At 64.5% G+C, this 26,045-nt stretch carries 25 protein-coding genes and 3 pseudogenes; 15 read left to right on the plus strand and 13 right to left on the minus strand.

Features of this window, described 5'->3' with window-relative positions:
• Window positions 1-11: 11 nt before the first annotated feature.
• Window positions 12-1,103 (minus strand): hypothetical protein, encoded by a 1,092-nt coding sequence (locus AXW67_RS10050; protein WP_063677758.1) that lies wholly within the window; start codon window positions 1,101-1,103, stop codon window positions 12-14.
• 198 nt (window positions 1,104-1,301) lie between these two features.
• Between AXW67_RS10050 and AXW67_RS10055 the strand changes: the two genes are divergently transcribed.
• The 5 genes from AXW67_RS10055 (at window position 1,302) to AXW67_RS10075 (ending at window position 7,364) form a co-directional block, all read left to right on the plus strand.
• Window positions 1,302-2,924 (plus strand): ABC-F family ATP-binding cassette domain-containing protein, encoded by a 1,623-nt coding sequence (locus tag AXW67_RS10055; protein ID WP_063677759.1) that lies wholly within the window; start codon window positions 1,302-1,304, stop codon window positions 2,922-2,924.
• A 135-nt stretch (window positions 2,925-3,059) separates the two neighbouring features.
• The gene (locus tag AXW67_RS10060) at window positions 3,060-3,836 is read left to right on the plus strand and encodes a class I SAM-dependent methyltransferase (protein ID WP_063677760.1); all 777 of its coding nucleotides are present in this window, start codon (window positions 3,060-3,062) and stop codon (window positions 3,834-3,836) included.
• A gap of 204 nt (window positions 3,837-4,040) precedes the next feature.
• Window positions 4,041-5,531 carry an amidohydrolase family protein gene (locus AXW67_RS10065; protein WP_063677761.1) on the plus strand — a complete coding sequence of 497 codons (1,491 nt, stop codon included), beginning with the start codon at window positions 4,041-4,043 and terminating at the stop codon, window positions 5,529-5,531.
• Window positions 5,532-5,534: 3 nt separating this feature from the next.
• A complete protein-coding gene (locus AXW67_RS10070; protein WP_063677762.1) occupies window positions 5,535-6,470 on the plus strand; it encodes a CobW family GTP-binding protein in 936 nt (311 codons plus the stop codon).
• Between the two features lie 18 nt (window positions 6,471-6,488).
• A complete protein-coding gene (locus AXW67_RS10075; RefSeq protein WP_063677763.1) occupies window positions 6,489-7,364 on the plus strand; it encodes an MBL fold metallo-hydrolase in 876 nt (291 codons plus the stop codon).
• Between the two features lie 183 nt (window positions 7,365-7,547).
• Here the strand turns inward: AXW67_RS10075 and AXW67_RS10080 are convergent, their stop codons facing one another.
• Window positions 7,548-7,793, minus strand: a complete 246-nt coding sequence (locus tag AXW67_RS10080; protein WP_063677764.1) for a hypothetical protein — start codon at window positions 7,791-7,793, stop codon at window positions 7,548-7,550.
• 87 nt (window positions 7,794-7,880) lie between these two features.
• Complete coding sequence (locus AXW67_RS10085) at window positions 7,881-8,756, minus strand: dienelactone hydrolase family protein (RefSeq protein ID WP_245315504.1); 876 nt, start codon at window positions 8,754-8,756, stop codon at window positions 7,881-7,883.
• Between the two features lie 140 nt (window positions 8,757-8,896).
• On the opposite strand from AXW67_RS10085, the gene AXW67_RS10090 reads away from it, so the two are divergent.
• Window positions 8,897-9,355 (plus strand): cupin domain-containing protein, encoded by a 459-nt coding sequence (locus AXW67_RS10090; RefSeq protein WP_027555940.1) that lies wholly within the window; start codon window positions 8,897-8,899, stop codon window positions 9,353-9,355.
• Window positions 9,356-9,360: 5 nt separating this feature from the next.
• Here the strand turns inward: AXW67_RS10090 and AXW67_RS10095 are convergent, their stop codons facing one another.
• Entirely contained in the window at window positions 9,361-10,323 is a 963-nt protein-coding gene (locus tag AXW67_RS10095) for an alpha/beta hydrolase (protein ID WP_063677765.1), read from the minus strand.
• A 142-nt stretch (window positions 10,324-10,465) separates the two neighbouring features.
• Between AXW67_RS10095 and AXW67_RS10100 the strand changes: the two genes are divergently transcribed.
• On the plus strand, window positions 10,466-11,143 hold the full coding sequence (locus AXW67_RS10100) for a nitroreductase (RefSeq protein WP_027555938.1): 678 nt from the start codon (window positions 10,466-10,468) through the stop codon (window positions 11,141-11,143).
• Between the two features lie 397 nt (window positions 11,144-11,540).
• On the opposite strand, the gene AXW67_RS10105 is transcribed toward AXW67_RS10100, so the two are convergent.
• From AXW67_RS10105 to AXW67_RS10115, 3 genes are read right to left on the minus strand one after another with little or no spacing between them, the layout of a single operon-like run.
• Window positions 11,541-12,659: an HD-GYP domain-containing protein gene (locus AXW67_RS10105; protein ID WP_063677790.1), complete on the minus strand. Its 1,119-nt coding sequence runs from the start codon at window positions 12,657-12,659 to the stop codon at window positions 11,541-11,543.
• 51 nt (window positions 12,660-12,710) lie between these two features.
• Window positions 12,711-13,043 carry a PilZ domain-containing protein gene (locus tag AXW67_RS10110; RefSeq protein ID WP_027555936.1) on the minus strand — a complete coding sequence of 111 codons (333 nt, stop codon included), beginning with the start codon at window positions 13,041-13,043 and terminating at the stop codon, window positions 12,711-12,713.
• A complete protein-coding gene (locus AXW67_RS10115) occupies window positions 13,040-14,167 on the minus strand; it encodes a DUF2336 domain-containing protein (RefSeq protein WP_063677766.1) in 1,128 nt (375 codons plus the stop codon). The genes AXW67_RS10110 and AXW67_RS10115 overlap by 4 nt, the downstream gene beginning before the upstream one ends.
• A gap of 297 nt (window positions 14,168-14,464) precedes the next feature.
• Here AXW67_RS10115 and AXW67_RS10120 point away from each other — a divergent pair, with 297 nt between their 5' ends.
• The 3 genes and pseudogenes from AXW67_RS10120 to AXW67_RS43905 all read left to right on the plus strand — a co-directional run.
• Window positions 14,465-15,412 carry a helix-turn-helix domain-containing protein gene (locus AXW67_RS10120; protein ID WP_063677791.1) on the plus strand — a complete coding sequence of 316 codons (948 nt, stop codon included), beginning with the start codon at window positions 14,465-14,467 and terminating at the stop codon, window positions 15,410-15,412.
• 55 nt (window positions 15,413-15,467) lie between these two features.
• Window positions 15,468-15,936, plus strand: a pseudogene (locus AXW67_RS10125) (NADPH-dependent FMN reductase); the annotation flags it as partial.
• 1 nt (window position 15,937) lies between these two features.
• Window positions 15,938-16,057, plus strand: a pseudogene (locus AXW67_RS43905) (NADPH-dependent FMN reductase); the annotation flags it as partial.
• A gap of 8 nt (window positions 16,058-16,065) precedes the next feature.
• On the opposite strand, the gene AXW67_RS10130 reads toward AXW67_RS43905, so the two are convergent.
• The 3 genes from AXW67_RS10130 to AXW67_RS10140 form a co-directional block, all read right to left on the minus strand.
• The gene (locus tag AXW67_RS10130) at window positions 16,066-18,147 is read right to left on the minus strand and encodes a methyl-accepting chemotaxis protein (RefSeq protein ID WP_063677767.1); all 2,082 of its coding nucleotides are present in this window, start codon (window positions 18,145-18,147) and stop codon (window positions 16,066-16,068) included.
• 142 nt (window positions 18,148-18,289) lie between these two features.
• A complete protein-coding gene (locus AXW67_RS10135; protein ID WP_063677768.1) occupies window positions 18,290-19,075 on the minus strand; it encodes a 2-keto-4-pentenoate hydratase in 786 nt (261 codons plus the stop codon).
• Window positions 19,076-19,090: 15 nt separating this feature from the next.
• A complete protein-coding gene (locus AXW67_RS10140; RefSeq protein WP_063677769.1) occupies window positions 19,091-19,711 on the minus strand; it encodes a TetR/AcrR family transcriptional regulator in 621 nt (206 codons plus the stop codon).
• 106 nt (window positions 19,712-19,817) lie between these two features.
• Here AXW67_RS10140 and AXW67_RS10145 point away from each other — a divergent pair, with 106 nt between their 5' ends.
• Together AXW67_RS10145 and AXW67_RS10150 are read left to right on the plus strand one after the other, a co-directional pair.
• Window positions 19,818-20,300, plus strand: a complete 483-nt coding sequence (locus tag AXW67_RS10145) for a tautomerase family protein (protein WP_063677770.1) — start codon at window positions 19,818-19,820, stop codon at window positions 20,298-20,300.
• A 39-nt stretch (window positions 20,301-20,339) separates the two neighbouring features.
• Window positions 20,340-21,116: a crotonase/enoyl-CoA hydratase family protein gene (locus AXW67_RS10150; protein WP_063677771.1), complete on the plus strand. Its 777-nt coding sequence runs from the start codon at window positions 20,340-20,342 to the stop codon at window positions 21,114-21,116.
• Window positions 21,117-21,120: 4 nt separating this feature from the next.
• Here the strand turns inward: AXW67_RS10150 and AXW67_RS10155 are convergent.
• The coding region (locus tag AXW67_RS10155; protein ID WP_245315505.1) for a DUF1810 family protein at window positions 21,121-21,440 on the minus strand (320 nt) is incomplete at its 5' end.
• Window position 21,441: 1 nt separating this feature from the next.
• Window positions 21,442-21,566: pseudogene (locus tag AXW67_RS43910) on the minus strand (DUF1810 family protein); the annotation flags it as partial.
• Between the two features lie 179 nt (window positions 21,567-21,745).
• Here AXW67_RS43910 and AXW67_RS10160 point away from each other — a divergent pair.
• From AXW67_RS10160 to AXW67_RS10170, 3 genes are all read left to right on the plus strand, one after another.
• Window positions 21,746-22,717 carry a DUF2778 domain-containing protein gene (locus AXW67_RS10160; protein WP_063677772.1) on the plus strand — a complete coding sequence of 324 codons (972 nt, stop codon included), beginning with the start codon at window positions 21,746-21,748 and terminating at the stop codon, window positions 22,715-22,717.
• Between the two features lie 66 nt (window positions 22,718-22,783).
• Window positions 22,784-23,041, plus strand: coding sequence for a hypothetical protein (locus tag AXW67_RS10165; protein ID WP_027556066.1), 258 nt, complete (start codon window positions 22,784-22,786; stop codon window positions 23,039-23,041).
• 196 nt (window positions 23,042-23,237) lie between these two features.
• Entirely contained in the window at window positions 23,238-24,329 is a 1,092-nt protein-coding gene (locus tag AXW67_RS10170; protein WP_063677773.1) for a TRAP transporter substrate-binding protein, read from the plus strand.
• A gap of 301 nt (window positions 24,330-24,630) precedes the next feature.
• On the opposite strand, the gene AXW67_RS10175 is transcribed toward AXW67_RS10170, so the two are convergent.
• A complete protein-coding gene (locus tag AXW67_RS10175; protein WP_201723621.1) occupies window positions 24,631-25,998 on the minus strand; it encodes an IS30 family transposase in 1,368 nt (455 codons plus the stop codon).
• Window positions 25,999-26,045: the final 47 nt, after the last annotated feature.

A 26,045-nucleotide genomic window follows, 5' to 3' on the forward strand; every position in this document is an offset into this window, starting at 1 on the left:
TATTTCGCTGACTATTTGAGGTCCGCGATCGTCGCGGGGCCTGGGCCTGGCGTGATCAGGGTCGGCCACTGCTTGGAACCGAAGGGGACCAGCGGCGGCAGGAACGGCGTCATGCCGCGCTTTGCCGTCTCCGCCACGATCGCCGCGCGCCCGTCGCCCCCCATGAGCTCGTAGTCCATCAGATGATAATTGCCGAAGAACAGGGAACCGACCGAGCGATCGGCGATGATCCGCGTCAGCGATTCCAGCATGTCGGCTGGCGTCGTGGTGAAGGAGACGGTTTCGATCAGCAGCAGGCGCGAGTTGATCGCCTCGGGGCCGAAGAACTGCGCCAGCACGCTGAAGAGCACGTTGTTCTGCCGCGCGACATAGATCGTATTGCTGGCGGCATAGGTCTTCTCCCAATCGGGACCGAGCTGCGCCTTCCAGTCTGCGAGCACTCCCATCCAGTGTGCGACCTGGGTCTGGGCGGCCCAGGCGACATTCTTGGCGAGGAACGGTGCCTGCTGCTTGCCGAACGCTTCGAGCTTCGCGAACGGAATGACGCCGCTTGCGAGGCATTCGTCCATGAAGCCGAGGTTGTTTTTCAGGATGGTGCGGCTGTTGTCGCGCCAGTCGGCCTGCATCGGCGTGGCATCGAGGGCGTCGATCGCCGACTGCATCCGGGTGCGAAACGCCAGCATCGGGCCGCGCCACGATTTGTTGTCGGGATTGTCGACATAGGGGCCCACGACCTCGGCCAGCGCCATGGTGCTGTGGCCGACCGATTTCAGAAGCTGGTAGACCACCGGAACCTGCGGCGCATCAAGCGGCGGCTGGCCGGGCCGGTAGAGGATGAAGCGCCCACCGGCACCGGAGAACAGGCCAAGGATCACCGGGTGCTTGTCGAGGATGTTCTTCTGGAACACTTTTGCAGCGTCGCCATAGAGCTCGAACATGGCCGTGTTGAGCGCGATCACGTCCTTGGTCGCGACGTCGCCGGGCGCGGCGGTCGTCTTGCCGGAGATCGGCGCCATATAGTCGGGCAGGATTTGGGCGGTTGCGGCTCCCCCGCCACCAAGCATCAGTGTGGCGGCCACGGCAAAACGAATAGGATATTTCATCGGAATTCTCCGGGAGCATTTCCAGAAGGCGGTATGTCAGCACACGCCTGTCAAATCTTCGGCGGGGCGAGCACCGTTTTGGCGCAAAATTGCTAAGGATTCGTCAGGGGACGGGTGAACCCGGGCGCGGCCGGGCTTCCCCTTGGCGTCCGCATGGACTAAGACGCCGCAACGCAAAATTCCCCCCAAAAAGACCTCATGATCCGCCTCGACAACGTCAGCAAGCAAGCCGGCCACCAGATCCTGTTCATCGAAGCCTCCGCAGCCCTCAACAAGGGCGAGAAGATCGGCCTCGTCGGCCCGAACGGCGCCGGCAAGACCACGCTGTTCCGCATGATCGCCGGGCAGGAGCTGCCCGACGAGGGCCAGGTCTCGATCGATCGCGGCATCACAATCGGCTATTTCAGCCAGGATGTCGGCGAGATGTCCGGCCACAGTGCCGTCGCCGAGGTCATGAATGGCGCGGGGCCGGTGAGCGAGGTCGCCGCCGAGCTGCGCGAGCTCGAGGCGGCGATGGCCGATCCGGATAAGGCCGACGAGATGGACGAGATCATCACGCGCTACGGCGAGGTGCAGCACCGTTTCGAGGAGCTCGACGGCTATGCGCTCGACGGACGGGCGCGCGAGGCGCTGTCCGGTCTCGGCTTCAGTCATGAGATGATGGACGGCGATGTCGGTGCGCTCTCGGGCGGCTGGAAGATGCGCGTCGCGCTGGCGCGCATCCTGTTGATGCGCCCCGATGTCATGCTCCTGGACGAGCCGAGCAACCATCTCGATCTCGAAAGCCTGATCTGGCTGGAAAAATTCCTGCGCGACTACGAAGGCACGCTGCTGATGACCTCGCACGACCGCGAGTTCATCAACCGCGTGATCTCCAAGGTGGTCGAAATCGACTCCGGCTCGCTCACGACCTACACCGGCGATTACGAGTTCTACGAGCAGCAGCGTGCGCTGAATGAGAAGCAGCAGCAGGCGCAGTTCGAGCGCCAGCAGGCGATGCTTGCCAAGGAGATCAAGTTCATCGAACGCTTCAAGGCGCGCGCGTCGCATGCCGCGCAGGTGCAGAGCCGGGTCAAGAAGCTCGACAAGATCGAGCGGGTCGAGCCGCCACGCCGCCGCCAGACCGTGGCGTTCGATTTCCCGCCCGCGCCGCGCTCGGGCGAGGACGTCGTTGCGCTCAAGAACGTCCACAAGGGCTACGGCAGCAAGCGCATCTATGACGGCCTCGATTTCATGATCCGCCGCCGCGAGCGCTGGTGCGTGATGGGCATCAACGGCGCCGGCAAGTCGACGCTGCTCAAGCTCGTTGCCGGCGCGAGCGAGCCCGATCAGGGCTCGGTGGCATTGGGCGGCAGCGTCAAGATGGGCTATTTCGCCCAGCATGCCATGGACCTGCTCGACGGCGAGCGCACGGTGTTCCAGTCGCTGGAGGATGCGTTCCCGACCGCGGGGCAGGGAAGCTTACGCGCGCTCGCCGGCTGCTTCGGCTTCTCCGGCGATGACGTCGAGAAGCGCTGCCGGGTTCTGTCAGGCGGCGAGAAGGCGCGCCTCGTGATGGCAAAGATGCTGTTCGATCCGCCGAATTTCCTGGTGCTGGACGAGCCGACCAACCATCTCGACCTCGCCACCAAGGAGATGCTGATCACGGCGCTGTCGGATTTCGAGGGCACCATGCTGTTCGTCTCGCACGACCGCCACTTCCTGGCGACGCTGTCCAACCGCGTGCTGGAGCTGACTCCCGAAGGCATCCACCAATATGGCGGCGGCTACACCGAATACGTCGCCCGCACCGGCCAGGAAGCGCCGGGGCTGCGGTCGTGATCGGCATCGCCCCGATCGGTTGCCAGTCGTGCATGTGACCGATCCGTAACGTTGTGAAGCGGTCGCGGACGCGCAACCCTCGCGCAACGCTCGTGGGCGATAAACCGTCCTGGGGCGAAGGTTGTGGAACGGGGCATGATCACCAAACTGAGACAAGTTTCGACGGCACCTCTGTCGTGCAAGATCTGCGGCGCGGAGGCCGCGCTGTTCGGTGTGGTCGATTTCGCCAAACACTGCAGTGAAGCACGCAGCAGGCGGCTGCCGCTGTCTGGGACCCCGGTCTATTACCATCGCTGCCAGGTCTGCGGATTCCTGTTCACGGATGCATTTGACGATTGGAGCGAGGCGAACTTCAAGACCAACATCTATAACGACGGGTATATCGAGGTCGACCCCGATTACCGGGAGGCTCGGCCGATCAGCAACGCAAAACTGGTGCAGCATTTTTTCGGAGCGAGGAAGGCTGAGTTGCGCGTGCTCGATTACGGTGGCGGTGATGGCCTGCTGAGCACGACGTTGCGCGGCTCCGGCTTCCTGGATGCGCAGACCTTCGATCCCTTCGTGGCCGATTTCGCGCAGCCGCCGCAGGAGAAGTTTGATGTCGTCACCTGCTTCGAGACGCTGGAGCACATGCCCGATCCGATGACGGGCGTCGCCGCCATCGTGTCAAGCACGAAGGAGACCGGGCTCGTGCTGTTCTCGACGCTGGTGCAGCCGGCTGATTTCGAGATGCACGGCGTCAATTGGTGGTACGTCGGCCCACGCAACGGCCATGTCTCGATCTTCAGCCGCGCAGCGCTTGTCCGCGCCTGGCAGCACCACGGCTATCAGACCGCCTCCTTCAACGACAACCTGCACATGGCTTTCCGCACGCTGCCCGAATTCGCCCGGCATCTGCTGAAGCAGGCCTGACGGGCGTCCGACGCGCCTTGAACGCGTCGATCTCGCCCGGTACGATTCCTGGCGCAACGAACTATTCGCGCCGAAGAGAACGCGCGAACGTTTGAGCTGCCATGCCGTTCGCATCCTTGAACGCCTGCAGACCGCTCGCTACGCTCGCTTGAGCCGATTGCCGGCTTCGAGGGACTCGGCTTTTGGAATGCGGGAGTAGCGGGAATGGGCGGCTTGGTGATCACGGGCGGCCGGGTGGTCGATCCGGCCAGCGGGACGGACGCCGTCGGCGACGTCGCAATGATGGATGGCCGGATCGTCGCGGTCGGCACCTCCCTTGGCGGCGCCGAGCGGACCATCGATGCGACCGGTCTGGTTGTGGCGCCCGGCTTCATCGACCTGCACGCGCACGGCCAGTCGATCCCCGCCGATCGCATGCAGGCGTTCGACGGCGTGACCACGACGCTCGACCTCGAGGCCGGAGTCCTGCCGGTCGCTGCCTGGTATCGCAAGCAGGCGGCGAAGGGGCGTGTGCTCAATTACGGCGCCGCCGCCAACTGGGCTTTCGCGCGTATCGGCGCGATGACGGGCGCCAACTCGGAAAGTTCGCTGGAAGCGTTCGGCAATGCCATGCGCGATCGCCGCTGGATCGAGAACGTGGCGAGCGACACGGAAGTGGCCGGCATCCTCGATCGTCTCGCCGAAGGCCTCAACGAGGGTGGCATCGGCATCGGGATCCTCAATGCCTATGCCCCGGGCGCCGGCGTGCAGGAGCTCACCGCGGTCTGCCAGCTCGCGGCCACGCATGACGTGCCGACCTTCACCCACGTCGCCTTCATGTCACGCATCGATCCGGAAAGCGCGGCCGAGGCCTATATCCGCCTGATCGGCTATGCCGGCGCCACCGGCGCGCACATGCACATCTGCCACTTCAACTCCTCCAGCAAGACCGACATCGAGCGCTGTGTGAAGCTGGTCGCGAAAGCGCAAGCGCAGGGGCTGCCGATCACAATCGAAGCCTATCCATACGGCACCGGATCGACCGTGCTCGCCGCCGCCTTCTTCAGCGACCCAAAATTCGTCGAGCGCAACGGCACCGGCTATGACTCGGTGCAGCGCGTTGCCGACGGCACGCGCTTCCGCGACCGCGAGGAGCTGCTGGCGGCGCAGGCCGCCGAGCCCTCCACGCTGGTGCTCTGGCACGTTCTCGATATCGAGAACAACGCGCACCACCGCGATCTCCTCGACATGGCCGTGCTCTATCCCGGCGGCGCGATCGCGTCCGACGCGATGCCCTGGACGCTCGCAGATGGCAGCGTCTACACCGGCGATGCCTGGCCACTGCCGAAGGATGCCACCTCGCATCCGCGCTCGGCCGGCTGCTTCACGCGTTTCATCCGCGAGTGGGTGCGGGAGCGGCGGACGGTGTCGCTGCTGGAAGGCATCCGCAAATGCTCGCTGATCCCGGCGGAGATCCTCCAGCACAGCACGCCCGCGATGCGCGCCAAGGGACGGCTGGCGTCAGGCGCCGATGCCGATATCGTGGTATTCGACTACAATACGCTGACCGACCGGGCGGAGTTCTCCGCAATGAATCGTCCGTCCGAGGGCGTGCGTCATCTCATCGTGAGCGGTTATCCGCTGATTGCGGACGGTGTGCTGGATGTGGCGGCAAGGCCCGGCCGGCCCGTTCGCCGCCCCGCGGCCGAGGGCTAGAGTGTGGCCGTCCCGGTTCTGCTCGTCGCCGGCTTCCTCGGGGCGGGCAAGACCACGGTCGTGAACCATCTGTTGGCACACGCCGAGGGACGGCGGATCGCAGCCGTCGTCAATGATTTCGGCGCGATCAACATCGATGCCGAGCTGATCATGGGCGCTGCCGACGGCGTCGTGAGCCTGAGCAATGGCTGCATCTGCTGCACCCTCGAAGGCGATCTCTTGCGCACGCTCGCCGGCCTGCTTCGGCGCGATCCGCGGCCGGACGTCATCGTGATCGAGACCAGCGGCGTTGCCGATCCGGCCGACGTCGTGCGCAACCTGATGGACCCCGTCATCTTTCGCGAAGCGCCGTTGGAAACCGTGTTGTGCGTGGTCGACGCGACGATGCCGGTGGCCATGCTGGACGACGCATTGCTGCGCTCGCAGGTGCGGGCCGCCGACATCATCGCGCTGAGCAAGGTGGATCTGGCTGATCCGGCCGCTTACGTGCAGCTACGCGATGCCGTTCGTGCGATGCGCCCCGCGGCCGTACTGGTCGATGCTGTCAATGGCGAAGTGCCTGCGGCAGTGCTGTTTTCGCCTGACGTCGATCGCGCACCGGCGCCGCGCGAGCCGGGGCCGCGACGGCCGGCCGCCGAGCGGTTCGAGACCATGAGCTGGTCGTCGGACAAGCCGGTGTCGCTGCCGCGATTGCAGCAGGCGATCGGCCGGCTTGCGCCAAGACTCGCGCGGGCGAAGGGGCTGTTCGAGACTGCCGAGCAGCCTGGGCGGCTGATGGTGTTTCAACTCGCCGGCGGGCGGGCGACGCTGGCCGCGGGAGGGACGAGGACCGAGCGGGCGCCGCGGACGCGGATCGTCTTCGTTGCCGAGATCGGCGTCCTCTCGCGCGAGGAGGTCAACGCAATCATGGAAGGGTGTACCGAAATCGGCACCGCGTGAGACGGGAGCGAAACGACGATGAAGCAGCTCAGGATCGGCGACATCACCATCGATGCGGTGATCGAGCGGGAAGGGCCGTGGCGGCGGCCGCAGGATTTCTTCCCGGCCTATGACGAAGGCGTATTCAAGCGGCATCTGCCGACGATGGAGCCAGAGGTCTTCGACGCCGCGCGCGGCATGATGGTCATCACCTACCAGACCTTCGTCGTGCGCACGCCGCGGTACACCATCCTGGTCGATACCTGCACCGGCGAGGACAAGGGCCATCCGCCGCCGTTCGACTTTCCCGGCAAGGAGCGCTGGCGCAACGAATTGTTCGCGCTCGGCATCGGCTTCGAGCAGATCGACTACGTCTTCTGCACCCATCTCCACATCGACCACACCGGCTGGAACACGACGTTGCGTGACGGCCGCTGGGTGCCGACGTTTCCCAATGCGAAATATGTCTTTCACAAAGGCGAGTACGCCGCCTGGGAGGCCGAGCATGCCAAGGGCAACGATCCGCCCGGCACCGTCTTCCGCGACAACTGCCTGCCGATCGTCGAGGCCGGGCAGGCGCTATTGGTCGACGATGACTACGCGCTCGACGAAACCGTCACGCTGACGCCGACGCCGGGGCATTCGCCCTGTCATTGCTGCGTGAATATTTTCTCGAAGGGCCAGCGCGCGGTGGTCGCCGGCGACCTCATGCACCATCAGATCCAGTGCCGCGAGCCGGACTGGTCGGCGAAGCCGGATTGGGATCCTAAGCAGTCGGCGGTGTCACGGCGCAAATTCTTCGCCTCCGTCGCTGACACCGATACGCTGATCCTGCCGATCCATTTTCCGACGCCGACGGTCGGATGGATCAAGCCGCTCGACGGTGCCTTCGACTACCGCTTCAAGCGGGACTGAAGCATTTCCGTATCGTCATGGCCGGGCATAGCCGTCCGAAGGACGGCGTCGCTTCCGCTCGCCTATGTCCCGGCCATCCACGTTCTTCTCACTTGGAAACAACTACGTGGATGCCCGGGACAAGCCCGGGCATGACGAGTTTGTGGAACGACTGCCCGCTCACGGGCAGCAAATTCGCAGTGATTACGCGCTGATCTCGCACTTCTTCATGAAGCTGTTCTTGGCCGCGCCGGCGAGCGGCTTGCCGTCTGAGCCGACGGCCTTGGGTGCGCAGGCGTCCGCCTTGCACTTCTTCAGGAACGACGTCTTGGCTGCGCCGGCGAGCGGCTTGCCGTCCTTGCCCACTGCCTTGCTTTCGCAGGTGTCTTCCGCGAAGGCCGAGCCGGCCGCGAAGGTAGCGAGGATGGCAGCCAGAAAAATCCGCTTCATGATGGGTGTCTCCCTAGACCAAAATGGCCTTCCCGAATTGGAACTCGGAATCATGGCGCAATCAAGCAGGATCAGCGCTCGCATCCGCTATCCGCCTGAATTTTTCCAGCGCGCGACGAGTGCGATCGCCTTTTCGAGCACATCGTTCATCGCGGCCTGATTGCCCGGAACGGATCGGTGCCGCGGTGAAGGATCGTCGAAATCGTGTGTCGCGCCGGGATAGGCGGACAGGTCGATCCGCGCGCCGGCCCGCCGCGACCGGTCGGCGACCTGCTGGCAGATCAGCGGCGAGACTTCCTCATCGTGGGTGCCCAGGAACAAGGCAATCGGGGCTGTCGCGGGAATCACAGGCTGCAGCAGCGCGGCGGGGCCGCACCCGGGATAGAGCACGAGCGCGCCGCCGTAGCTGGCCGGCTTAGTGCCTTGCCGGATCATCACGTTCAGTGCGGTGCTGCCGCCGTTCGACCAGCCCTGCAGAAAAATCTGGCTGCCGATCACATCGTTGCGCCCGTGCAGGTAGGCGAGCGCGCCCTCGGCATCGAGCGGACGCACGGTCTTCTCGTTGACGTCGGCACGCTCGGGATCGTCATGGGTGAAGCGGCCAAAGCCGTGCGCCTTGCCGCGCGGCCCGAAGCTGTCCGGCAGGAGCGCCAGATAACCGCGGTCCGCCCAGTATTGGCCCCACATCGCATGTCGCCGCGACAGCGTCGTGGCGTTGCAGGGCGAGGCCGCTCCGGGCGCAACAAGGGTGCAGTCATCGTTGACGTTGCTGGAATAAGGCCCGCCGCGGCCGTGCAGCATCACGATCGCCGGCCACGGCCCAGCCGCCTTTGGGCGGAACAGGTAGCCGACGAGCTTCGTCGTGCCGTCGGCACTGCGAAAATAGACCGTCTCGGGGCCGGCCACGGCGTCCGAGATCAGCCACATCGACGCGATGACGGCGCAGGTGATGCGGAGGATCAATGGCCGATCTTTCAGACTCTCATCACTCCCAGAAGACACTGTTGGCGGCGAACATTCAACGTCGCTTGCTGCACTGCGCGATGACCGGTCGCTACAAACCCGTTAGCCTCGGCTCATTCCAGCAGGAACGGAGCATTGCGATGGACGCCGCGACAGGCCCGCAAACCGCCGACCAGCATTCCCACCTCGTTCAGCCCCAGGCCATGGACTGGCAGAGGACGCGCTTTCCGGGCTGCGAGGCCAAGACGCTGCTGTTCGATCGCAGCACGGGTTTGATGACGGCCCTGATGCGCTTCGCGCCGGGGGCGGTGCTGCCCGATCACGAGCATGTCGGCATCGAGCAGAGCTATGTGATCGAAGGCGCGCTCGTCGACAAGGAGGGGCCCGCCAAGGGCATCGCCTGCAAGGCCGGTGAATTCATCTGGCGCGAGGCGGGCAGCCGTCACGCTGCCTGGTGTCCCGAGGGCGCGCTGATCCTCGCGATCTTCCAGGTGCCCAACAAGTTCTTCGAGGCAGATGGCCGGGTGGTCGATGCCTCCGGCCAGGATTGGGATGAGGCCTGGGGCCATACGGCTGCGCAGCGGGCGCGTCGCGCGTAGCCGGGTCAAACGCCGCGTGCGAGCAAGGCCTTGAAATCGGCGCGCGCACGCTGTGCCTCGGCACGGGCGACGTCGGACGCCTCGCCAAGGCCGAAATAGCCGTGGATCAGGCCGGCACCCTCATGATGCTTCACCCGCACGCCGGCCGCCTCCAGCGCCCGCGCATAGGCTGCGCCTTCGTCGCGGAGCGGATCGAACCAGGCGGTCGTCACGATCGCGGGCGCGACGCCGGCTAGCGATGCAACGCGCAGCGGCGAGACTCGCCAGTCCGCGGCGTGGCCGGGATCGGCGAGATAATGACCGCAAAACCACTCCATCACGGCGCGCGACAGGAAATAGCCCTCCGCGTTCTCCGTACGTGACGGATAGGGCGCGTTTTCGCGAGCATCGGCGTAATTGCCGACGACGTCGGTCACCGGATAGACCAATAATTGTGCAGCAAGCTTGATGCCGGCGTCGCGGCAGGCGATCGCGGTGGTCGCTGCGAGATTGCCGCCGGCGCTGTCTCCGGCGACGCCGAGCCGCTTTGGATCGCCGCCAAATTCCGCGACGCGGTCGAACACGTCGCGCGCTGCAGCAAAGGCATCCTCGAACGCGCCGGGAAAGCGTGTCTCGGGCGGCCGCCGATAGTCGACGGATACCACCACCGCGCCGGTTTCGATCGCCAGCCATCGCGCCTGCCGATCGTGGGTTTCGAGATCGCCCGCGACCCAGCCGCCGCCGTGGAAGAACACCACGGTGGGCGCGGGCCCAGAGCCGATCCGATAGACGCGTGCATGGAGCGGCCCGGCGCCGCCCTTCACCTTGATATCCTGTACGTCGTTGACGGGTGGCGGCGGCACGGCGGCGCGTGCGGCAGCCAATGCACGCAAGGAATCGCGGGCGCTCTGTGGCGTCATCGTCGCGGGATCGCGCAGCGGCAGCATCGGAATGATCTGGGCGATGACGGGATCGAGCGGTGCAGCCATTTTTTCAGGTCCTCACGGGGTGTGGCGGGTCCACACGGGTTCTTGGTCTTGCTTGTGCGTTAGCATAGATTTCGCGCGCCGCATCGGCAACCGGCAGTCCATTGCGGGGCCGCCGGAAGAACGGGCAGGGGAGGTTCGTCACGTGGAATTTGAAACGCTGGTCCAGTCGCGCCGCAGCGTGCGTGGCTTCAAGAACGAGCCGGTGCCGCGCGCGGTGATCGAGGCAATCATCGACACCGCCAAGCGCGCGCCGTCCTCGATGAACACCCAGCCTTGGCACATCCACGTGCTCACCGGCACGCCGCTGGAAGAGGTGCGCCGCCGCAACATGGAGGAGATGGCGGCCGGCGCCAGGGTCAAGCGCGACATCGTCAGCCACGGCGAGTATCAGGGCGTTCATCGCACGCGTCAGGTCGACATCGCCAAGAAGCTGTTTGGCGCGATGGGGATCGCGCGCGACGACAGGCCGATGCGGCAGGACTGGGTGTTGCGCGGCTTCCGTCAGTTCGATGCGCCGGTCTCGCTGGTGCTGACCTACGACCGCGTGCTCGACCCCGGTGCCGTCTGTCATTTCGATCTCGGCGCGCTCTGCTACGGCATTGTGCTCGCGGCCTGGGATCGCGGCATCGGCTCGGTGATCAACGGGCAGGGCATCATGCGATCCGACATCGTGCGCGAGGTCGCGAGGATTCCGGATGACGAAGTCATCATGACCTGTGTCGCAATGGGATACCCCGATGATGCATTTGCCGCGAACGCAGTGCGCTCGGATCGCGAGCACAATGGCGAGTTCGTGCGTTTCGTCGGCTTTGCCGACTGAGAGGGTATGAGTCGCCGGTGGCAGAGGAGATTGTTCTCCACCAGAAATTTTTGCTGCGGACAACTTGTCGGCTCTTGCAATCTCGATTGCGCGGGAGGAACAATATCGGACGTGAAGGGTTTGTTGCTGGCGCGAGGGAATTGACATGCGGCGGCTGGCTAGCCTGGTTCGACGGTTCTTTGGTCCGCGAATGCGGCCCCCGATCGATGATGATCCAAGTCTCCCTTTCACACCCGAAGAGTTCGGACGGCTGATCCGCAGCGGCAAACGCGAAGATATGAAGGTGCTCGCGGAAGGGCTGGCCAGCCAGTCGATTCCGCGGCGCGCCAGATACCGGGCCGCGCATTAGGCCCGCGTCGCAACGCTCGTCCCTGGAGCAGGTCGGCCGGGCGCACGCTTACCTTGTGAGCGCGACGTTCTTGAACGACGCGACCAGCGCCTTTTCCAGCTTTCCTGTCATCCCGCCTAGAATATTGTAAGCCTCTTCGCGCGGCATTGTCGGCTTGTAGTGCCGATGTTCGATGAGCGCTGCGAAGATGTCCGAGATCGTGAGGATGCGGACGACGTCACTGATGCTCTCGCCGCAGAGCGCGTCGGGATAGCCGCTGCCATCGAGATACTCGTGATGATGGCGCACCGCGTCGAGGATCTCGGGCGAAATATCCTTGTGGTCCTTCAGGACATCATAGCCCGCGGCCGGATGTGTCTCGATCAGGGACCTTTCCTCGACATCCAGACGCCCGGGCTTGTCCAAAATCGCAAGCGGGATCCTGGCTTTGCCGATGTCATGGAACATGGCGGCCGAATAGAGACGCTCGAGATCGCTCCTCCTGACGCCGAGGCTCAGTCCGAAGTCGATTGCGACGCCGGTCACGAGCAGGCAGTGCTGGTAGGTCCCCTCATGATGACGCCGCACCGTCGCCAGCCATTCGGAGAGGCCATGCTCGGCGATGCAATTTGCGATCTTGCGGCCGGCTTCTTTCGTTCCTTCCACGTCGATCGGCTGACCGAGCGTCACGGCCGTGAACATCGAGGCGATGGCGGTTGCCGCACTTTCGACGGCGTTATCCGGCTGCGGCGCCCCTGAGGGCGGTACCGCTGGTTCGGCGGGATCGGCCAATGCGGCCAGCAGCCTTGCCTTGCTGATCGTTCCGGGCAAGACGAGCGTGGCCCCGAGGGCGTAAGCCTGCGAGATGCAGACGTGGGACATGTGCTCGACCAGGAAGATCCGCTTTTGGGCTTTTGCCAGCTTGGTTGACCGCTTCTTGATTGCTGCAATGTTCTCGACGGTGCGCAGGTCAGCGCGGATGATCACGGCGAAGGGCACCTGCGAAAGCCTGGCTTCTGCGTCGAGCCGTTCGCCCGCGACGTTGAACCGTCTTTCCAGGACCGAGCAAACGCCTGCGAGTTTATCGGAGGAATCGGCCAGCACGTGCACGAACATGGGAGCCGCCTGGGCTTCGCGGATACTTCCGGCGCCGCTGACAGGGCTGGGTATGGTTTGCGCGTTCTGCACGGCTGAATTCAATGACGCTGGTGTTTAGATGCTCCGGGGATGCGTTGAGGCCTACTTCGCTTCGGCAGGCTTCTGCGTGGCTGCCTTTGGTCCGGCTGCTGCCTTCTTCTTGCTGTCAGCATGGACGAAATGAACGCCGGCCATGGTTCCGTCGATCCAGACCAGTTCGCAGCGCCGGTAAGCCAGCCCCGTCGACGACAGCAGCATGAAGAATTCCTTCGCTTGAAGGACGTCGAGCGTTCCCTCGACCTCGATCTTGGCGCCCGTATCCGATACGTCGAGCAGGACGCAACTGCGCCGCCACGTGCCGTCGGAGCCCATCAGGTTGACGGGCTGCCTGTGATCCATTCGCACGCGAAGCGCTTTGCGATTGTCGAATCTCATCGGTGAACCCCCGTTCTTGCGCTGCGATGACCTGGACCGCCTATGTCTGCGTTTGCAGCCAGTTCCCCCCAGCGAACCGTCCATTGGCTGGTCGACAGAAGAAGTGCTTCGAAGATTTTCTGCGCTCGTTCGCGTTCTGCGAAGGAGAGCCGTCCGCCGCTTCGGTTGCTGAGGATGGCGAGCGTTGTCTGCCAATTCAGTCGCGATGCGCGGCAGGCCATGACCAGCGCTTCGCAATCGGGGTCCGTCATGATGTGCTCGATGATCTCGATCGGAGCTCCCGAGAGCACCGACAACGCCATCAGGAGATTGGCGATCTCGCCGCGCATGGCGAAACGGTTCACCGTCGAGTCGCTCAGCTTGCCGACGCGATTCAGTGCGACGATTTCGGGTCTTGCACGCTCGTAGTCGGCGGCGCAGGGCCGTTTCGAGGCGATCGGAGCAGGCTTGGGACTCGAGTATGTGCCCTGTTCTGGCGGCACGCAGGATTCATTCGTCTTCGCGGCTGGCGCCTGCCGCGGTGACGGGCGGAGCAGCTTGCGCACGACCATGTCCGGCGTGTCCGGTCTGAGCGCCAGCGCCTTCGCGATCTCGCCGTCCTGCTCGCTCCTCTCGATCAGCGTGGCATAGGCTGCATCGGAAAACCGGGCCCCCGGGTTCTTGATCAGTGCAAGGCAGACCGCGCTGCTGCCACGCTTTACCACCATACCGGCTAAGGCCGGTTCGATCCTGTCCCGGGCCGAGATCGCGAGAAGGTGAGGATCGCCACGGGACATTGCGACCACTTCAAGATCGGTCGGAGATAGCGCCTGCGATCCGCGCAGCACCGGGTCCGCAACGGCGGGATCCTCGTGCAGCGCCAGCCGCTGCAACGTCTCCTTCGGAGCCACCGTCAGCTCGGAGAGAGTTATGCTGAGCTGGAACAGTGTATTTGGCGTGACCCGTTCGGTCAGACGAAGGAGAATGCCATCGACAACATTGACGAGCAGCTCCTGGGGGCGGTTGCCCGAGGCAGAGAGCAGGCGAACGATGCCGGAAAGGATACGAGCACATCGCTCGGGCGGGCAGATCGCGACCGCCTGTTCCAACTCGGCAAGAATTTGCACAGGCGAAATTGCCGTCATGGCAGAGCCTGAAGTGAAAAACGCTTGAACTATTTCAATGAACTGATTTTCGCCTCAGAGTTGTTAATTTGGGTTTTAGATCTCGAAGGCTCGGGTATTGCCGCACCGTCGTAGTCACTGGAAACGCTATCGAAATTCGGCAGGCGTCGATCCGCCACCTTGTCGTTTGAGTTAAGGACTCGCCAACTGGTTGAGTGCCTAGGATGATTCTTTCGGTCGAACGGGACAACGGAAAGGGGAAGACCAAACCGAAGCGTGCCGGCCACGCGTCGTTTGCCGACGCGCTTTCAATTTGCCATGACCAGTTTTGATGACGCGCCTGGACTGGCGCCAAAGATATTTCGCTTTTCAGACGTCGACGAGTTTCGCAGTTCGATCCGCGGGTTGAACATCGAGTTCACGCCGTTCGTGCGAAGGATCGCGGCCGAGCAGATCGTCCTGCAAATGCCTGGCTGTGATGTGAACGTGACGCGGACGTTCCCGCGTATGCTGGACGGGCAGCTCGTGGCGAACTGCACAGCGATCGGCTTTGCGCTGGATGATCTCGATGTGCCCATTCGCTTCAATGGTGCGCAGCGGGATCGCGCGGTCGTGGTCATCGGCAGCAGCGGGGCGGCTTATAATACCATCGAGGAGGTGCAGCGGCAGATCGCCTTCCTCGTCTTCAGACCGGAGATAACGGATCGCGGCTGGCCGGAGACGAAGTTGAATTTCAGGATTGTCGAGACGAGCGTTCCGGCCCTGCACCGGCTGCGGAGGGTCGTCGCGGAGGTCGTCGCTGCCGCCTCAGTGCCGATCGATCCCGCTGAAGTTCCGCTGAAGGCATCTGCCATGAAGGAGTCCCTGCTCGGCGCGGTCGATGGAGCCTTCGAGAACTTGGTGCCCGCGCGCTGGACGGTGCGACCGAATGACGAGCGGCACTTCAGGACCTTCCAGGACATCCGGGCTTTGCTGTCCGACGATGTCGCCCAGCCCATCTACAGCGAGGAGATCGCGCGCAAGCTCGGGCTCTCTGTCCGGACCCTGCACGACATCGTCCGGCGCTATCGCGGCATGAGCCTGCATCGCTATCTGCGACTGCGTCGGTTGTGGCTGGTGCGCAAGCGGCTGCTCGCAGGGGCCGACAGCGTGAAGGCCGCGGCGCTCGCCTTCGGCTTCTGGCACCTCAGCGATTTCTCGAAAAGCTACCGCGACCAGTTCGGCGAGTCGCCGTCGGAAACGCTGGAGCGCGGCCGCAAGGACTGATGTTGGGTGACAACTGGATTGGGCCCGGGCTTCGGTTTCGTGCTAGCCTGTTGCCATGAGCAACCGCATCCTCGTCCTCTACGGTTCCTACCGTTCCGATCGCATGGGCATTCGCCTTGCGAATTTCGTCATCGATCACCTGCGTGGCCGCGGCGAGGACGTCGAATTCATCGACGCCAAGGCGATTGGCCTGCCGATGCTCGACCGCATGTACAAGGAATATCCCAAGGGCTCTGCGCCCGCGGCGCTCGAGAAGTTGGCCGGCCAGATCCGCAACGCTGACGGCTTTGTCTTCATCACCGGCGAGTACAATTGGGGCATCCAGCCCGGCCTGAAGAACCTCACCGACCATTTCCTGGAAGAGTGGTTCTGGCGTCCCGCTGCGATCGCGAGCTATTCCGCCGGCCGCCTGTCCGGCGCCCGTGCTTCGACCGCCTGGCACGGCACGCTGTCGGAAATGGGCATGGTGGTGGTGTCGAGCACGATCGGCGTCGGGCCGATCGCGCAGACGCTGTCGGCCGACGNGAGCCGATCGGCGAGGGCGGCAAGGCTCTGGAACGCTCGTTCCCGCGCTTTGCCGATGACCTCTTGTGGTGGATCGAAGCGGCGAAGGCGCAGCGCGCGCGGAAAGCGCCGCCGTACTGAAAGGCGGTCTAGGCAGCCCTGACCTCGCCGAGGAAGCGATCGAACTGTCCGGCGAGGTCGCGCGACTGCGTCGAGAGCTGCTCGGCCGCGCCCAGCACCTCCTTGGCGGCCACGCCCGTATCGTCGGCGGCGCGCTGCACGCCGGAGATATTGACGTTGACCTCCTGCGTGCCGCGGGCGGCCTCCTGGACGCTGCGGGCGATCTCCTTCGTTGCCGAGCCCTGTTCCTCGATCGCGGCCGCAATCGCGGTGCCGATCTGATCGATCTCGGCGATGACGTCGGCGACGTTGCGGATCGCGGTCACGGTCTCGTCGCTTGCGGCCTGGATCGCCGAAATCTGCTCGGAGATTTCGGTCGTGGCCTTGGCGGTCTGGCCGGCGAGCGACTTCACCTCGGAAGCAACCACCGCAAAGCCGCGGCCGGCATCGCCGGCGCGCGCGGCCTCGATGGTGGCGTTCAGTGCCAGAAGATTGGTCTGCTCGGCGATGCTCTGGATCAGCGTGACGACGTCGCCGATCTTCTGCGCGCCCTCGGCGAGCGCGCGGGCGGTGTCGCCGGTGCGGCGGGCGTTGTCGACGGCGCGCGCGGCGATCTCCGTGGACTGGGCGACCTGGCGGCCGATCTCGGCTATCGAGGAGGTCAGTTCTTCCGTGGCGCTGGCGACCGTCTGCACGTTGGTCGAGGTCTGCTCGGAGGCCGCTGCCACCATAGCTGCCTGGCTGTTGGTTTGAGCCGCCGTCGAGGTCATCGACTGCGCCGTGCTTTCCATCGTGGTGGAGGCCTGCGACAGCCCGCCGACGAGCTCGGTGACCTTGGCCTCGAACGTGCGCGTCAGCTCGTCGAGCACCTGGGCGCGGCGCATCTTGCCGTCGTTCTCGGCCTGCTTCTCGGCCGCGAGCCGGTCGGCCCTAATCATGTTGTCCTTGAAGACCTGCACGGCGGCGGCCATCGCACCGATCTCGTCGGAGCGTTCGGCGCCGGGAATTGCCTCCGCAACCTCACCCTCGGCAAGCCGCGACATCCGCGTGGTCAGGCTGACGATCGGAGCACAGACCCGGCGGCGCACCGTCACCACGAGACCGATGCTCGCGATCAGCACGGCGGCAAGGCCCGCCAGTGCAATGCCAAAGCTCGTGCGGGCAGCGGAGGATGCATTGGCGAGGATCTGCTCGGCATTGTCATAGAAGGCGTCGCGGACGTCGATGATCGCACCGAGCCCGCGCTGCGAGGCGGCGTAGAAGGTTTCGATGTCGTGCTCGTATTTGCCGCTGACGGCGCCGTCCTTGGCGAGCTTGAGCTCCCGGCCGAATTCCTCAATATAAACCGAATTCAGCTTTTCCAGCGCGGCGGCGACGTTGGCGGGCGTAGCAGGATTACCGCGCAATTCCATCAGCGACATCACGAGCTGGTCGTTGCGGCCCTGCGAGCGGCTGACCTCGGCCTTCTCGGTGTCGCTCGCTACCTTCTTGCCGCCGACGAGGTTCTTATGCAGGCTGGAATTGAAGCCGCCGATATCGCGCAGCGTCATGGCGATGTTGGCATAGCTGGCCTGGCGGTAGGCATCCCCGTTCAGGATCGCCATGCGGCGGACCTGCTCGTTGAGGAGCGCCGTGACGCCGCCGTTCAGCACGGCATTGTCGGCGACAACTTTCTTGGCGGCGTCCTTGCGCGCCTCCGCAGGCCCTGTGATCGCCTTGTCGATGGCCTCGCGCAGCGCGGTGAATCTCGAATTGATGGCATCGATATTGCCGCCGATGGAGTTGCCGTCATCGAAAGAGCCGGGCAACTCCTTGCGCAACGCCGTCATTTTCTCGCGTGCGCCGTCGGTCTGCTTGCGCAGCCTGTCCTGCTCGGTGAGCTGCGCCGGGTCGACGGTCGCGGGGCCATAGAGGATGTTGGTAGAGAAGCCCCGCTCGGGATTGAGATAGCGCGGGATGTCGCTGACGGCGCGGACGATCGCGAGCCGGCCTTGCGCTTCCGCGATCCGGTCCATCGTCTGGTATTTCGTCACAGCGACGTAGACGGCGAGTCCGCCACCGACGGTCGACAACGAGACGATGGCGGTGGTCAGAAGCGTTCCGATTTTCATGGGCAGCCCGGTAATCGATTCTTGGGAAGATTCTTGGGACGAATCTTGGGAGAATTATTTTCCACGAACCATAGGTTGTGCTTGTTAATCCCGGGTTTACGCTGACTTGCGGGTGCGCCGCTGTGTGGCGCGTCCATTGGTCTTAGGCGTAGGTCGCGCTCACGGTGCCGAACGGGCCGAAATCGGCGACGTAGGTTTCGCCGACCTTCGGCCGCAACATGCCCGTGAGCGTGCCCGTGCTGATGGTCTGGCCGGCCTTGAGGCCGATGCCGGTTCGCGATAGCTCGTTGGCGAGCCAGGTGAGCGGCACCAGCGGATGGTCGATCGCTTCCGCGGCGGTCCCGCGACGCCTCAAGGCGCCGTTGCAGATCAGGAGCACATCCTGGTTGGCGATGTCTCGGCTCTGCCAATTCGGGATGGCCTCGCCAAGCACGATCGATCCCGATCCGGCGCCATCGGCCAGAATCGCCGGCATCGGCGGAAAGGCCGCATCGTGAACGAAGCGGCATTCGGCGAGCTCGATGCCTGGATGTAGCGACGCAACGGCATCGCCGATTTCTTCGACCGTGTAACGCCTGGTGCGGGGCGGCAGGTCGGTGCCAAGGCGCGCCTGGTATTCGACCTCAGGGATCGGGCTGCATTGGCTGGCGTGTTCGACACTGACGGGCGAGGCCTTGATCAAGGGCGAGAAAACCCGGCCGTAGATTGGCGAACTCGTGCGCAACTGGCGCTGGAGCCCCGGCTTCATTCCGGCGATCTTCCAGCCGACGACATCCCAGCCCAGCTCCTCCTCGACCATGCGCGCGACGCGATAGGCCGTGTCCGCATCAGGCGGGACGAGCCGCTCCTCGAGACCGCTCTGTTGCCGGCGCTCGCGGCGCAAGGTGGCGAGGTGGCGCGCGAGTTCGCGCTGTCGGGTCAGATCCATCGGTTCGTGTCCATTCTATGCGGGGGTGCGGCCGAGGGCCTCGGACAGGATCGCCTCGAGTTCCTCCTGGACCTGATCGAGCGGCCGTGCGCTCCGCGCCGCGCGGCACATCGCCACCGTGCCCTCGATCGAGGCGACGATGAGCGTTGCAAGGCGCTGCGCACGCGCCGCGGCCAGCCCCTCGCGCAATAGAGCGGCCTGCATGATCTGCTGCCAGTCGGCGAACACGCCGTTCGCGAGGTCGAGCAGATGCTGCTGCGCCGCCGCGTCGCGCGCATCGCCCTTGTCGGCGGCCTCGCCGACATAGCGATCGACGGCGACTGCGAGCACCGGGCATCCGGCCTCGAAGAAGGTTGCTTCCAGGTGCCTGCGCCACGATGCGACGAAGGCCTTCAGGCCTGCGACGGTGCCGCGCTCGTTCATGGCTTTCTCCAGCGGACCGGACACCTGCCGGCCGGCGAACACCACGGCTTCGGCGATCAACTGCCGTTTGCCGTCGGGGAAGTGGTGGCTGATCGAGCCGCGCGGGGTCGCCGTATGGCGGACGACGTCGCGCATGCTGGTGGCGTTCACGCCGCGCCGGCTCATCAGGTCGGCGGCGCCGGCGATCATCTTGTCGCGTGTGGTGGCGGTCATGGGTCAGCCTTTCGGAATCATCGCCAATCTAGACTATGACACTTGACATAGCCAGCGCAGCGCTCGAATATGACAAATGTCATATTGAGATCAGGAGACACACCGCGTGACCATCATCACCGTGACTGCGCCCGCGGGCCGGCTCAGCCAACCGCAACGGCGGCGCCTCGCGGAAAGCCTGACCGACGCGGTGCTCGTGCCCGAAGTCGGCCAGCACGCGCCGGCGGCGCGCACGGGCTTTCAGGTCCATTTCCACGAGCTGCCACCCGACTGCATGGCGATCGGCGGCCGGCTCTTGTCCGACCAGGAGGCGCCGCGCGACATCATGACGGTGACCATCGCGGTGATGAATGCGGCCTGGTCCGCGGAGGTACGGTCAGAGGTGATCCGCAACGTGCTCGCCCGGCTCGCCGAGGCCTGCGGAACGGAAACGCCGTCGCCGACCTGGTGGGTCAATTTCGAGATCATCGACGAGGGAAGCTGGGGATCACGCGGCGACGTGCTCTCGATCCTCCAGCTTCTGGACTCCGGCGTGTTTTCACCCGAGCGGATCAAGGCGATCCGCGCGGCGATTCAGCCGCCGGTCTGACCGGCGGCAACATCAAGCGGCAATCAGGGAGAGCTAGGCATGACCGAGGGACGGGTTCGCAGCGAGGCGCATGGCCACGTCTTCAAGATCATCATCGACAGCGCGGCGAAGAAGAACGCGTTCACGCCAGTGATGATGGAGCAGCTGTCTGATGCGCTGACCGAGCTGCACGACAGCGAGGCCCATCGGGTCGGGGTGATCTGCGCCGAGGGCAGGGACTTCACTGCCGGGCTCGACATGCCGAAATTCTTCGGGCCAGCCGCGGAGAAGCGCAACATCAAGGACGGCAACGTCGATCCGTTCGGGCTCAGCAAGCGATGCCGCAAGCCGATCATCACCGCCGTCCAGGGCATCGTGTTCACGGTCGGCATCGAGCTGATGCTCGCTGGCGATATCGTCGTGGCGGCCGACGATGCGCGCTTCTGCCAGATGGAATCCAAGCGCGGCATCGCACCGCTCGGCGGCGCGCATTTCCGCTATCTGTCGCGCGCCGGTTGGGGCGATGCGATGTACCACCTGTTCCTGTGCGACGAGTTCTCGGCCCAGCGCGCCCGCGCCATTGGCCTCGTCCAGGAGGTCACCCCAGTGGGAGAGCAGATCGACCGCGCGATGGCGCTCGCGGCCATCATCGCGCAGAACGCTCCGTTGGGGATCCAGGTCACCAAGGAGGCCGCCGCGAAGTATGTCGAAGGCGGCGAGGCGGCGGCGATCGCGTACATCCCGAAGATCAGGGATCGCGTGCTCGCCAGCGCTGATGCGAAGGAGGGCATTCAGTCGTTCATCGAGCGACGCGCGGCCGTCTTCCAGGGACGCTGATCCGCTACCGTGGTGGCGGCGCGAGCCTGTCCAAAATCTCCAGCGTCGCGCCATCGCGCTCGCCATCGAAATACTTTGCGATCGCCTGGCCGAAGATCGGCGCGTCCGACACCGCGCCGAACAGCGTCATCGACGAGCGGAATTTGGCATCGTCCGGCGCGCCGAGAATCGCGTTGATGGTGCGCCCCTCGACCGCGAGCACGAACCCCGTGCATTCGGTAAGGCGGGAGCCAAGGACGGGGTGGGCGAGGTAGGCTTTTGCCTCCTCGCGCGAGTTGATGGCGTAGCGCTGCGACATGGCGCTGAAGCCGAGGCCCGCCACTTNACTTGCGGGAAGACGAACCACATCCAGTGGCTCTGCTTGCGGCCCCGGGACAGCTCCGCCAGGACGTCGCGATAAACCGGGTCCTGGGCCCGGATAAAACGCTCTAGGTCGAAAGGATCGGTCATTGGATACCTCGTCGGCCGCGATTATGCCTAACTTTTGGATCCTGATATGGTAGCTGGTATAGAGTCTCCGGGTGGGGTTGGGCACCCCCGGGGGTCGATTTGGGGATCTGATGGTTTCCGACGCCGCACGAGCCGACAGGCTATTGTCGCGCCGCCGTATTGGGCGAGCCGAGACAATCATGCTGTCTCTCGCCGCGATCGCACTCTCGGTCGGCGCCGCTGCCTGGATCGCGGACATCGGCGATTCGACCCCGCTCGTCTCCGCATCGCTGCCGCCCGCCGACCTGCCGCCCGCCAATATGCCGTCGTTCAACGAGCGCTTCACCTCGCTTTCAGGCGACCAGCCTGCGCGCGACCTTGGTCTGCGCCCGCTGGAGCGCTCGGCCCTGAATGCGGTCCAGGTCAAGCTCCGTGACGCCAAGGCGCTGCTCGCCCAGCAGCTCCAGGGCGGCGACTGGCGCTCGACCCTGACGGATGACGACAGAGCCGCCGCCGTCGCCGACGACACCAAGCCGGTGCAACGAGCCGACGGCGTGCCGATGCCGCGCTCGCGCCCGGTCCAGGCGGACTTCGCCGCCCAGGTCGCCTCCAGCCAAAGCTATGCCGACGCGACGCCCAAGGTCGACAACCGCAGCTTCTTCGAAAAGTTCACCGACAAGATCAAGCTGGCTTCGCTGACGCCCGACAGCGGCCTGTTCCGCAGGGGGCCCGATCTCGCCGCGCTCGGCTACGATTCGCGGACGGCGGTCTATGACATCTCGGCCAAGGCGCTCTACCTGCCGAGCGGAATCGCGCTGGAAGCCCATTCGGGCATGGGCGCTTTGATGGACGACCCTGATCATGTCGACCAGCGCATGGTCGGCGCGACCCCGCCGGCAACCTATGACCTGAAGCCGCGCGAAAAGCTGTTCCACGGCGTTCGTGCGCTGCGCTTGACCCCCGCCGAAGGCACCAGCGCGCTTGGCCGCGTCGGCCTACTCACCCACAGCTACATGCTCGGGCCGCGCGGCGACTCCAACGGCTGCGTCTCGATCAAGGACTATGATCGCTTCCTGAAGGCCTACGACAACGGCGAGTTCAACCGCCTGATCGTCGTGCCGAACCTCAAGGGGTCGGCGACCGCCTCGCAGCGCGCGACCACCGACTCCTGATATTTGCCTGCTACGGCAGGGCTGCCATTTCCCCTTCGTTAAGCCGTTCTCGTCCAGAAGCAGCCCATGACTGATCCATCAAGCTCCGACACTCCGCTGCGCACGACGTTCAAGATTCGCCTGAACGGCAACACGCTGGCGATCGCGACCGTCGGCCAGGCCTATCAATTCCTCACCAATTACAGTTCCGTCGAATGGATGGAATTCCGCACGCTGCATGAGGACGCCGTCGCGGCGCTGGAAGGCGCAGCCGACCATGCGATGCTCGCGGTGCAGGCGACCAACGCCGTGCGCGCGCTGTTCGTCAGTGCAAAGCTGCTCTGAGCACCGGCACGTCTTAGTCCGGATGAAGCAAAATCCGGGACAGCCATGCAGAATGGAAGCTTCCCGGGTTGGGCTGTGCTTCATCCGGGCTTCCTGTCACAGCTTGAACTCCGCTACAGGAACAGGCAAACGGTCCGCGAAGACCGTGATCCCAAGCCTGTCCATTTCAAACTGACCTAGAGGGAGAGACCCCATCATGAAACGCCGTACGTTCATCAAGGGCGGCGCCGTAGCCGGCGCGGCGACGCTGGTTGCGGCGCCTGCGATTGCGCAGAGCATGCCCGAGATCAAGTGGCGCCTGACCTCGAGCTTCCCGAAGTCGCTCGACACCATCTACGGCACGGCGCAGACTTTTGCGAAATACGTCGCGGATGCGACCGACAACAAGTTTCAGATCCAGACCTTTGCGGCCGGCGAGCTCGTGCCCGGCCTGCAGGCGCTCGATGCCGTGAGCTCGGCGACCGTCGAGATGGCGCAGACGCCGCTGTATTTCTACATCGGCAAGGAGCCGGCGCTGGCTTACGCGACCGGCGTGCCGTTCGGCATGAACCATCGCCACCAGGAATCCTGGTGGGCGTTCGGCGGTGGCGCCGAGCTGTGCAACGAGGCGCTGAAGCCGTTCAAGACGCACGCCATCCTCTGCGGCAATTCCGGCACCCAGATGGGCGGCTGGTTTCGCAAGGAGATCAAGACGGTCGATGATCTGAAGGGCCTCAAATTTCGCATCGCCGGCATGGGCGGCCACGTGCTGGCGCGGCTCGGCATCGTCCCGCAGCAGCTCGCCGGCGGCGACGTCTATGCGGCGCTGGAGAAGGGCTCGATCGACGCCGCAGAATTCGTCGGTCCCTATGACGACGAGAAGCTCGGCTTTTACAAGGTCGCCAAGTATTATTACTTCCCCGGCTGGTGGGAAGGCGGCGCCATGCTGCACATGATCGTCAACGACGAGAAGTGGGCGTCGTTGCCGAAGCAATATCAGGCGATCCTCACTCAGGCGGGCTCTGCCGCCGGCGCCTGGATGCTCGAAAAATACGACAGCGTGAATCCGGCTGCGCTGAAACGGCTGGTTGCCAACGGTGCGGAGCTGAAGGCCTTTCCGCAGCCGGTCATGGAGGCCTGCTACGCGGCGACCCAGGATCATCTGAACGAGCTTGCCGGCAAGAGCGAGCTGTTCAAGCGGACGAAGGAAAGCCACGACGCGTATATGAAGGAGCTGCTCTTCTACACGCAGATCGCCGAAAACTATTACGACAACTATCTGCTCAGCAAGATGCGCAAGAGCGGCTAGGAGCTAGAGGAGGGCGCGGTGTTCTCGCCGCGCCCGCCCGGCGTCGCATCGATGCGGCGCGCAGATGTGGCCCCGATCGGCGTCTGCGTCATTTCCGAAACGTGCACTCCGTCATTGCGAGCGCAGCGAAGCAATCCAGAATCCCTCCGCGGAGACAGTCTGGATTGCTTCGCTGCGCTCGCAATGACGAGATTGGGCACACACGTCCCACAATCTCAGTGTCATCGCCCGCGTATGCGGGCGATCCAGTATCCCAGAGGCCGTGCGAGGACACAGAGACGCCGCGGCGTACTGGGCGGATTCAACCGCTCGTCGCAACACTCCGTGTATCGCTCACTCGGAGCAATTCGTCGAGGGTTTCTGCCGGTGTTTTCCAGCCGAGGGTTTTGCGGGGCCTTGTGTTGAGTGCAAGAGCCACGGCCTCCAGATCATCGGCATCGTGCATGCTGAGATCCGTCCCCTTTGGAAAGTACTGGCGCAGCAACCCATTCGTGTTCTCGTTGGTGCCGCGCTGCCACGGGCTGTGAGGGTCGCAAAAGTAGACCTGCACGCCTGCATCGATCTTCAGACGCGCGTGCTGAGCCAGCTCAGCTCCTTGATCCCAGGTTAGAGACCGCCGCAGTCGCTCGGGCATGGTGAAGATTGCGCGGGTGATGGCGTCTCGCACCGCCTCAGCGCCATGTCCGGCGAGTGCAGGTCCATTCTTCACGCGAGCATCCTGTTCCTGACCGGTCATGCGCGGCAAATGCAGCAGAATGGTAAAACGGCTCGTGCGCTCCACCAAAGTGCCGATCGCGGAACTACCGAGGCCCATGATGAGGTCACCTTCCCAGTGACCCGGCACAGCTCGATCGGCAGCTTCCGCCGGACGTTGACTGATCATGATCTCGGAAGGAATGAAGCTTCTGCCTTTGCGGGCGCGCGCCCTCGGCATCCGCAAGGCCCGCCCAGTGCGCAAGCAGGCCGTCAGTTCACGGCGCAAAGCTCCTCGACCCTGCACATAAAGGGCCTGATAAATTGCCTCGTGACTGATGCGCATCGTCTCATCCTCGGGAAAGTCGAGCCGAAGTCGCCGAGAAATCTGTTCCGGGCTCCATGCCGTCGCCCAGCGTCGGTTTTGCCGATGCACCGCCCGGCGGCCCTTCCACACGACCTTCGGGCCAACGAGGAGCGCCCCGTCTGGCTTAGCGATCATACCGGCAAGCCTGTCCTGCACATAATCCCGCAGGGTCGGGTTGATTGCCAACTTCGCAAACTTGGGCCGTCGGGCGGACTGATCAGCATGCCATTGTGCCGTGGTCGCCCGGTACTCTGGAGCGCCATGGCGGCGCGCCACATTGCGACGGAGCTCACGGGAGATCGTGCATGGAGGCCGGCCGAGCTGACGAGCGATGGCTCGCACCCCATGCCCCTGCGCGCGCAAGATGGCAATCTCCTCACGTTCGGCGAACGACAGGTAGCGCTCCGACCGAGGTTTGGACGATCGCGACAAATGTGTTGGCGGCATACCGCCCGCCCTCCGGAACCAGCGTACTCCGACCGACGGCGACACCCCGGCCTCAACCGCAGCATCCCCGCTCGATCGCCCCAAGGCAATCGCAGTCCAGAACGGTCTATAATCTTCTCGTAGGACCTCTCGGGGACGATCTGTCCGCACACGCTTCTCCATCGCAACCTCTTTTGCTCGAGTGTTGCGACGAGCGGTTGAATCCGCCC

It is taken from the genome of Bradyrhizobium neotropicale, from assembly GCF_001641695.1.
Classification (GTDB): Bacteria; Pseudomonadota; Alphaproteobacteria; order Rhizobiales; family Xanthobacteraceae; genus Bradyrhizobium; species Bradyrhizobium neotropicale.

What these genes read in the sequence shown, in the direction of transcription:
- AXW67_RS10140 (WP_063677769.1), bottom strand. Translation starts at nt 19,711, where the DNA reads ATGACCGCCACCACACGCGACAAGATGATCGCCGGCGCCGCCGACCTG.
- AXW67_RS10090 (WP_027555940.1), top strand. Translation starts at nt 8,897, where the DNA reads ATGGACGCCGCGACAGGCCCGCAAACCGCCGACCAGCATTCCCACCTC.
- AXW67_RS10150 (WP_063677771.1), top strand. Translation starts at nt 20,340, where the DNA reads ATGACCGAGGGACGGGTTCGCAGCGAGGCGCATGGCCACGTCTTCAAG.
- AXW67_RS10110 (WP_027555936.1), bottom strand. Translation starts at nt 13,043, where the DNA reads ATGAGATTCGACAATCGCAAAGCGCTTCGCGTGCGAATGGATCACAGG.
- AXW67_RS10065 (WP_063677761.1), top strand. Translation starts at nt 4,041, where the DNA reads ATGGGCGGCTTGGTGATCACGGGCGGCCGGGTGGTCGATCCGGCCAGC.
- AXW67_RS10080 (WP_063677764.1), bottom strand. Translation starts at nt 7,793, where the DNA reads ATGAAGCGGATTTTTCTGGCTGCCATCCTCGCTACCTTCGCGGCCGGC.
- AXW67_RS10055 (WP_063677759.1), top strand. Translation starts at nt 1,302, where the DNA reads ATGATCCGCCTCGACAACGTCAGCAAGCAAGCCGGCCACCAGATCCTG.
- AXW67_RS10170 (WP_063677773.1), top strand. Translation starts at nt 23,238, where the DNA reads ATGAAACGCCGTACGTTCATCAAGGGCGGCGCCGTAGCCGGCGCGGCG.
- AXW67_RS10175 (WP_201723621.1), bottom strand. Translation starts at nt 25,998, where the DNA reads ATGGAGAAGCGTGTGCGGACAGATCGTCCCCGAGAGGTCCTACGAGAA.
- AXW67_RS10130 (WP_063677767.1), bottom strand. Translation starts at nt 18,147, where the DNA reads ATGAAAATCGGAACGCTTCTGACCACCGCCATCGTCTCGTTGTCGACC.
- AXW67_RS10160 (WP_063677772.1), top strand. Translation starts at nt 21,746, where the DNA reads ATGCTGTCTCTCGCCGCGATCGCACTCTCGGTCGGCGCCGCTGCCTGG.
- AXW67_RS10135 (WP_063677768.1), bottom strand. Translation starts at nt 19,075, where the DNA reads ATGGATCTGACCCGACAGCGCGAACTCGCGCGCCACCTCGCCACCTTG.
- AXW67_RS10115 (WP_063677766.1), bottom strand. Translation starts at nt 14,167, where the DNA reads ATGACGGCAATTTCGCCTGTGCAAATTCTTGCCGAGTTGGAACAGGCG.
- AXW67_RS10095 (WP_063677765.1), bottom strand. Translation starts at nt 10,323, where the DNA reads ATGGCTGCACCGCTCGATCCCGTCATCGCCCAGATCATTCCGATGCTG.
- AXW67_RS10050 (WP_063677758.1), bottom strand. Translation starts at nt 1,103, where the DNA reads ATGAAATATCCTATTCGTTTTGCCGTGGCCGCCACACTGATGCTTGGT.
- AXW67_RS10060 (WP_063677760.1), top strand. Translation starts at nt 3,060, where the DNA reads ATGATCACCAAACTGAGACAAGTTTCGACGGCACCTCTGTCGTGCAAG.
- AXW67_RS10165 (WP_027556066.1), top strand. Translation starts at nt 22,784, where the DNA reads ATGACTGATCCATCAAGCTCCGACACTCCGCTGCGCACGACGTTCAAG.
- AXW67_RS10120 (WP_063677791.1), top strand. Translation starts at nt 14,465, where the DNA reads ATGACCAGTTTTGATGACGCGCCTGGACTGGCGCCAAAGATATTTCGC.
- AXW67_RS10075 (WP_063677763.1), top strand. Translation starts at nt 6,489, where the DNA reads ATGAAGCAGCTCAGGATCGGCGACATCACCATCGATGCGGTGATCGAG.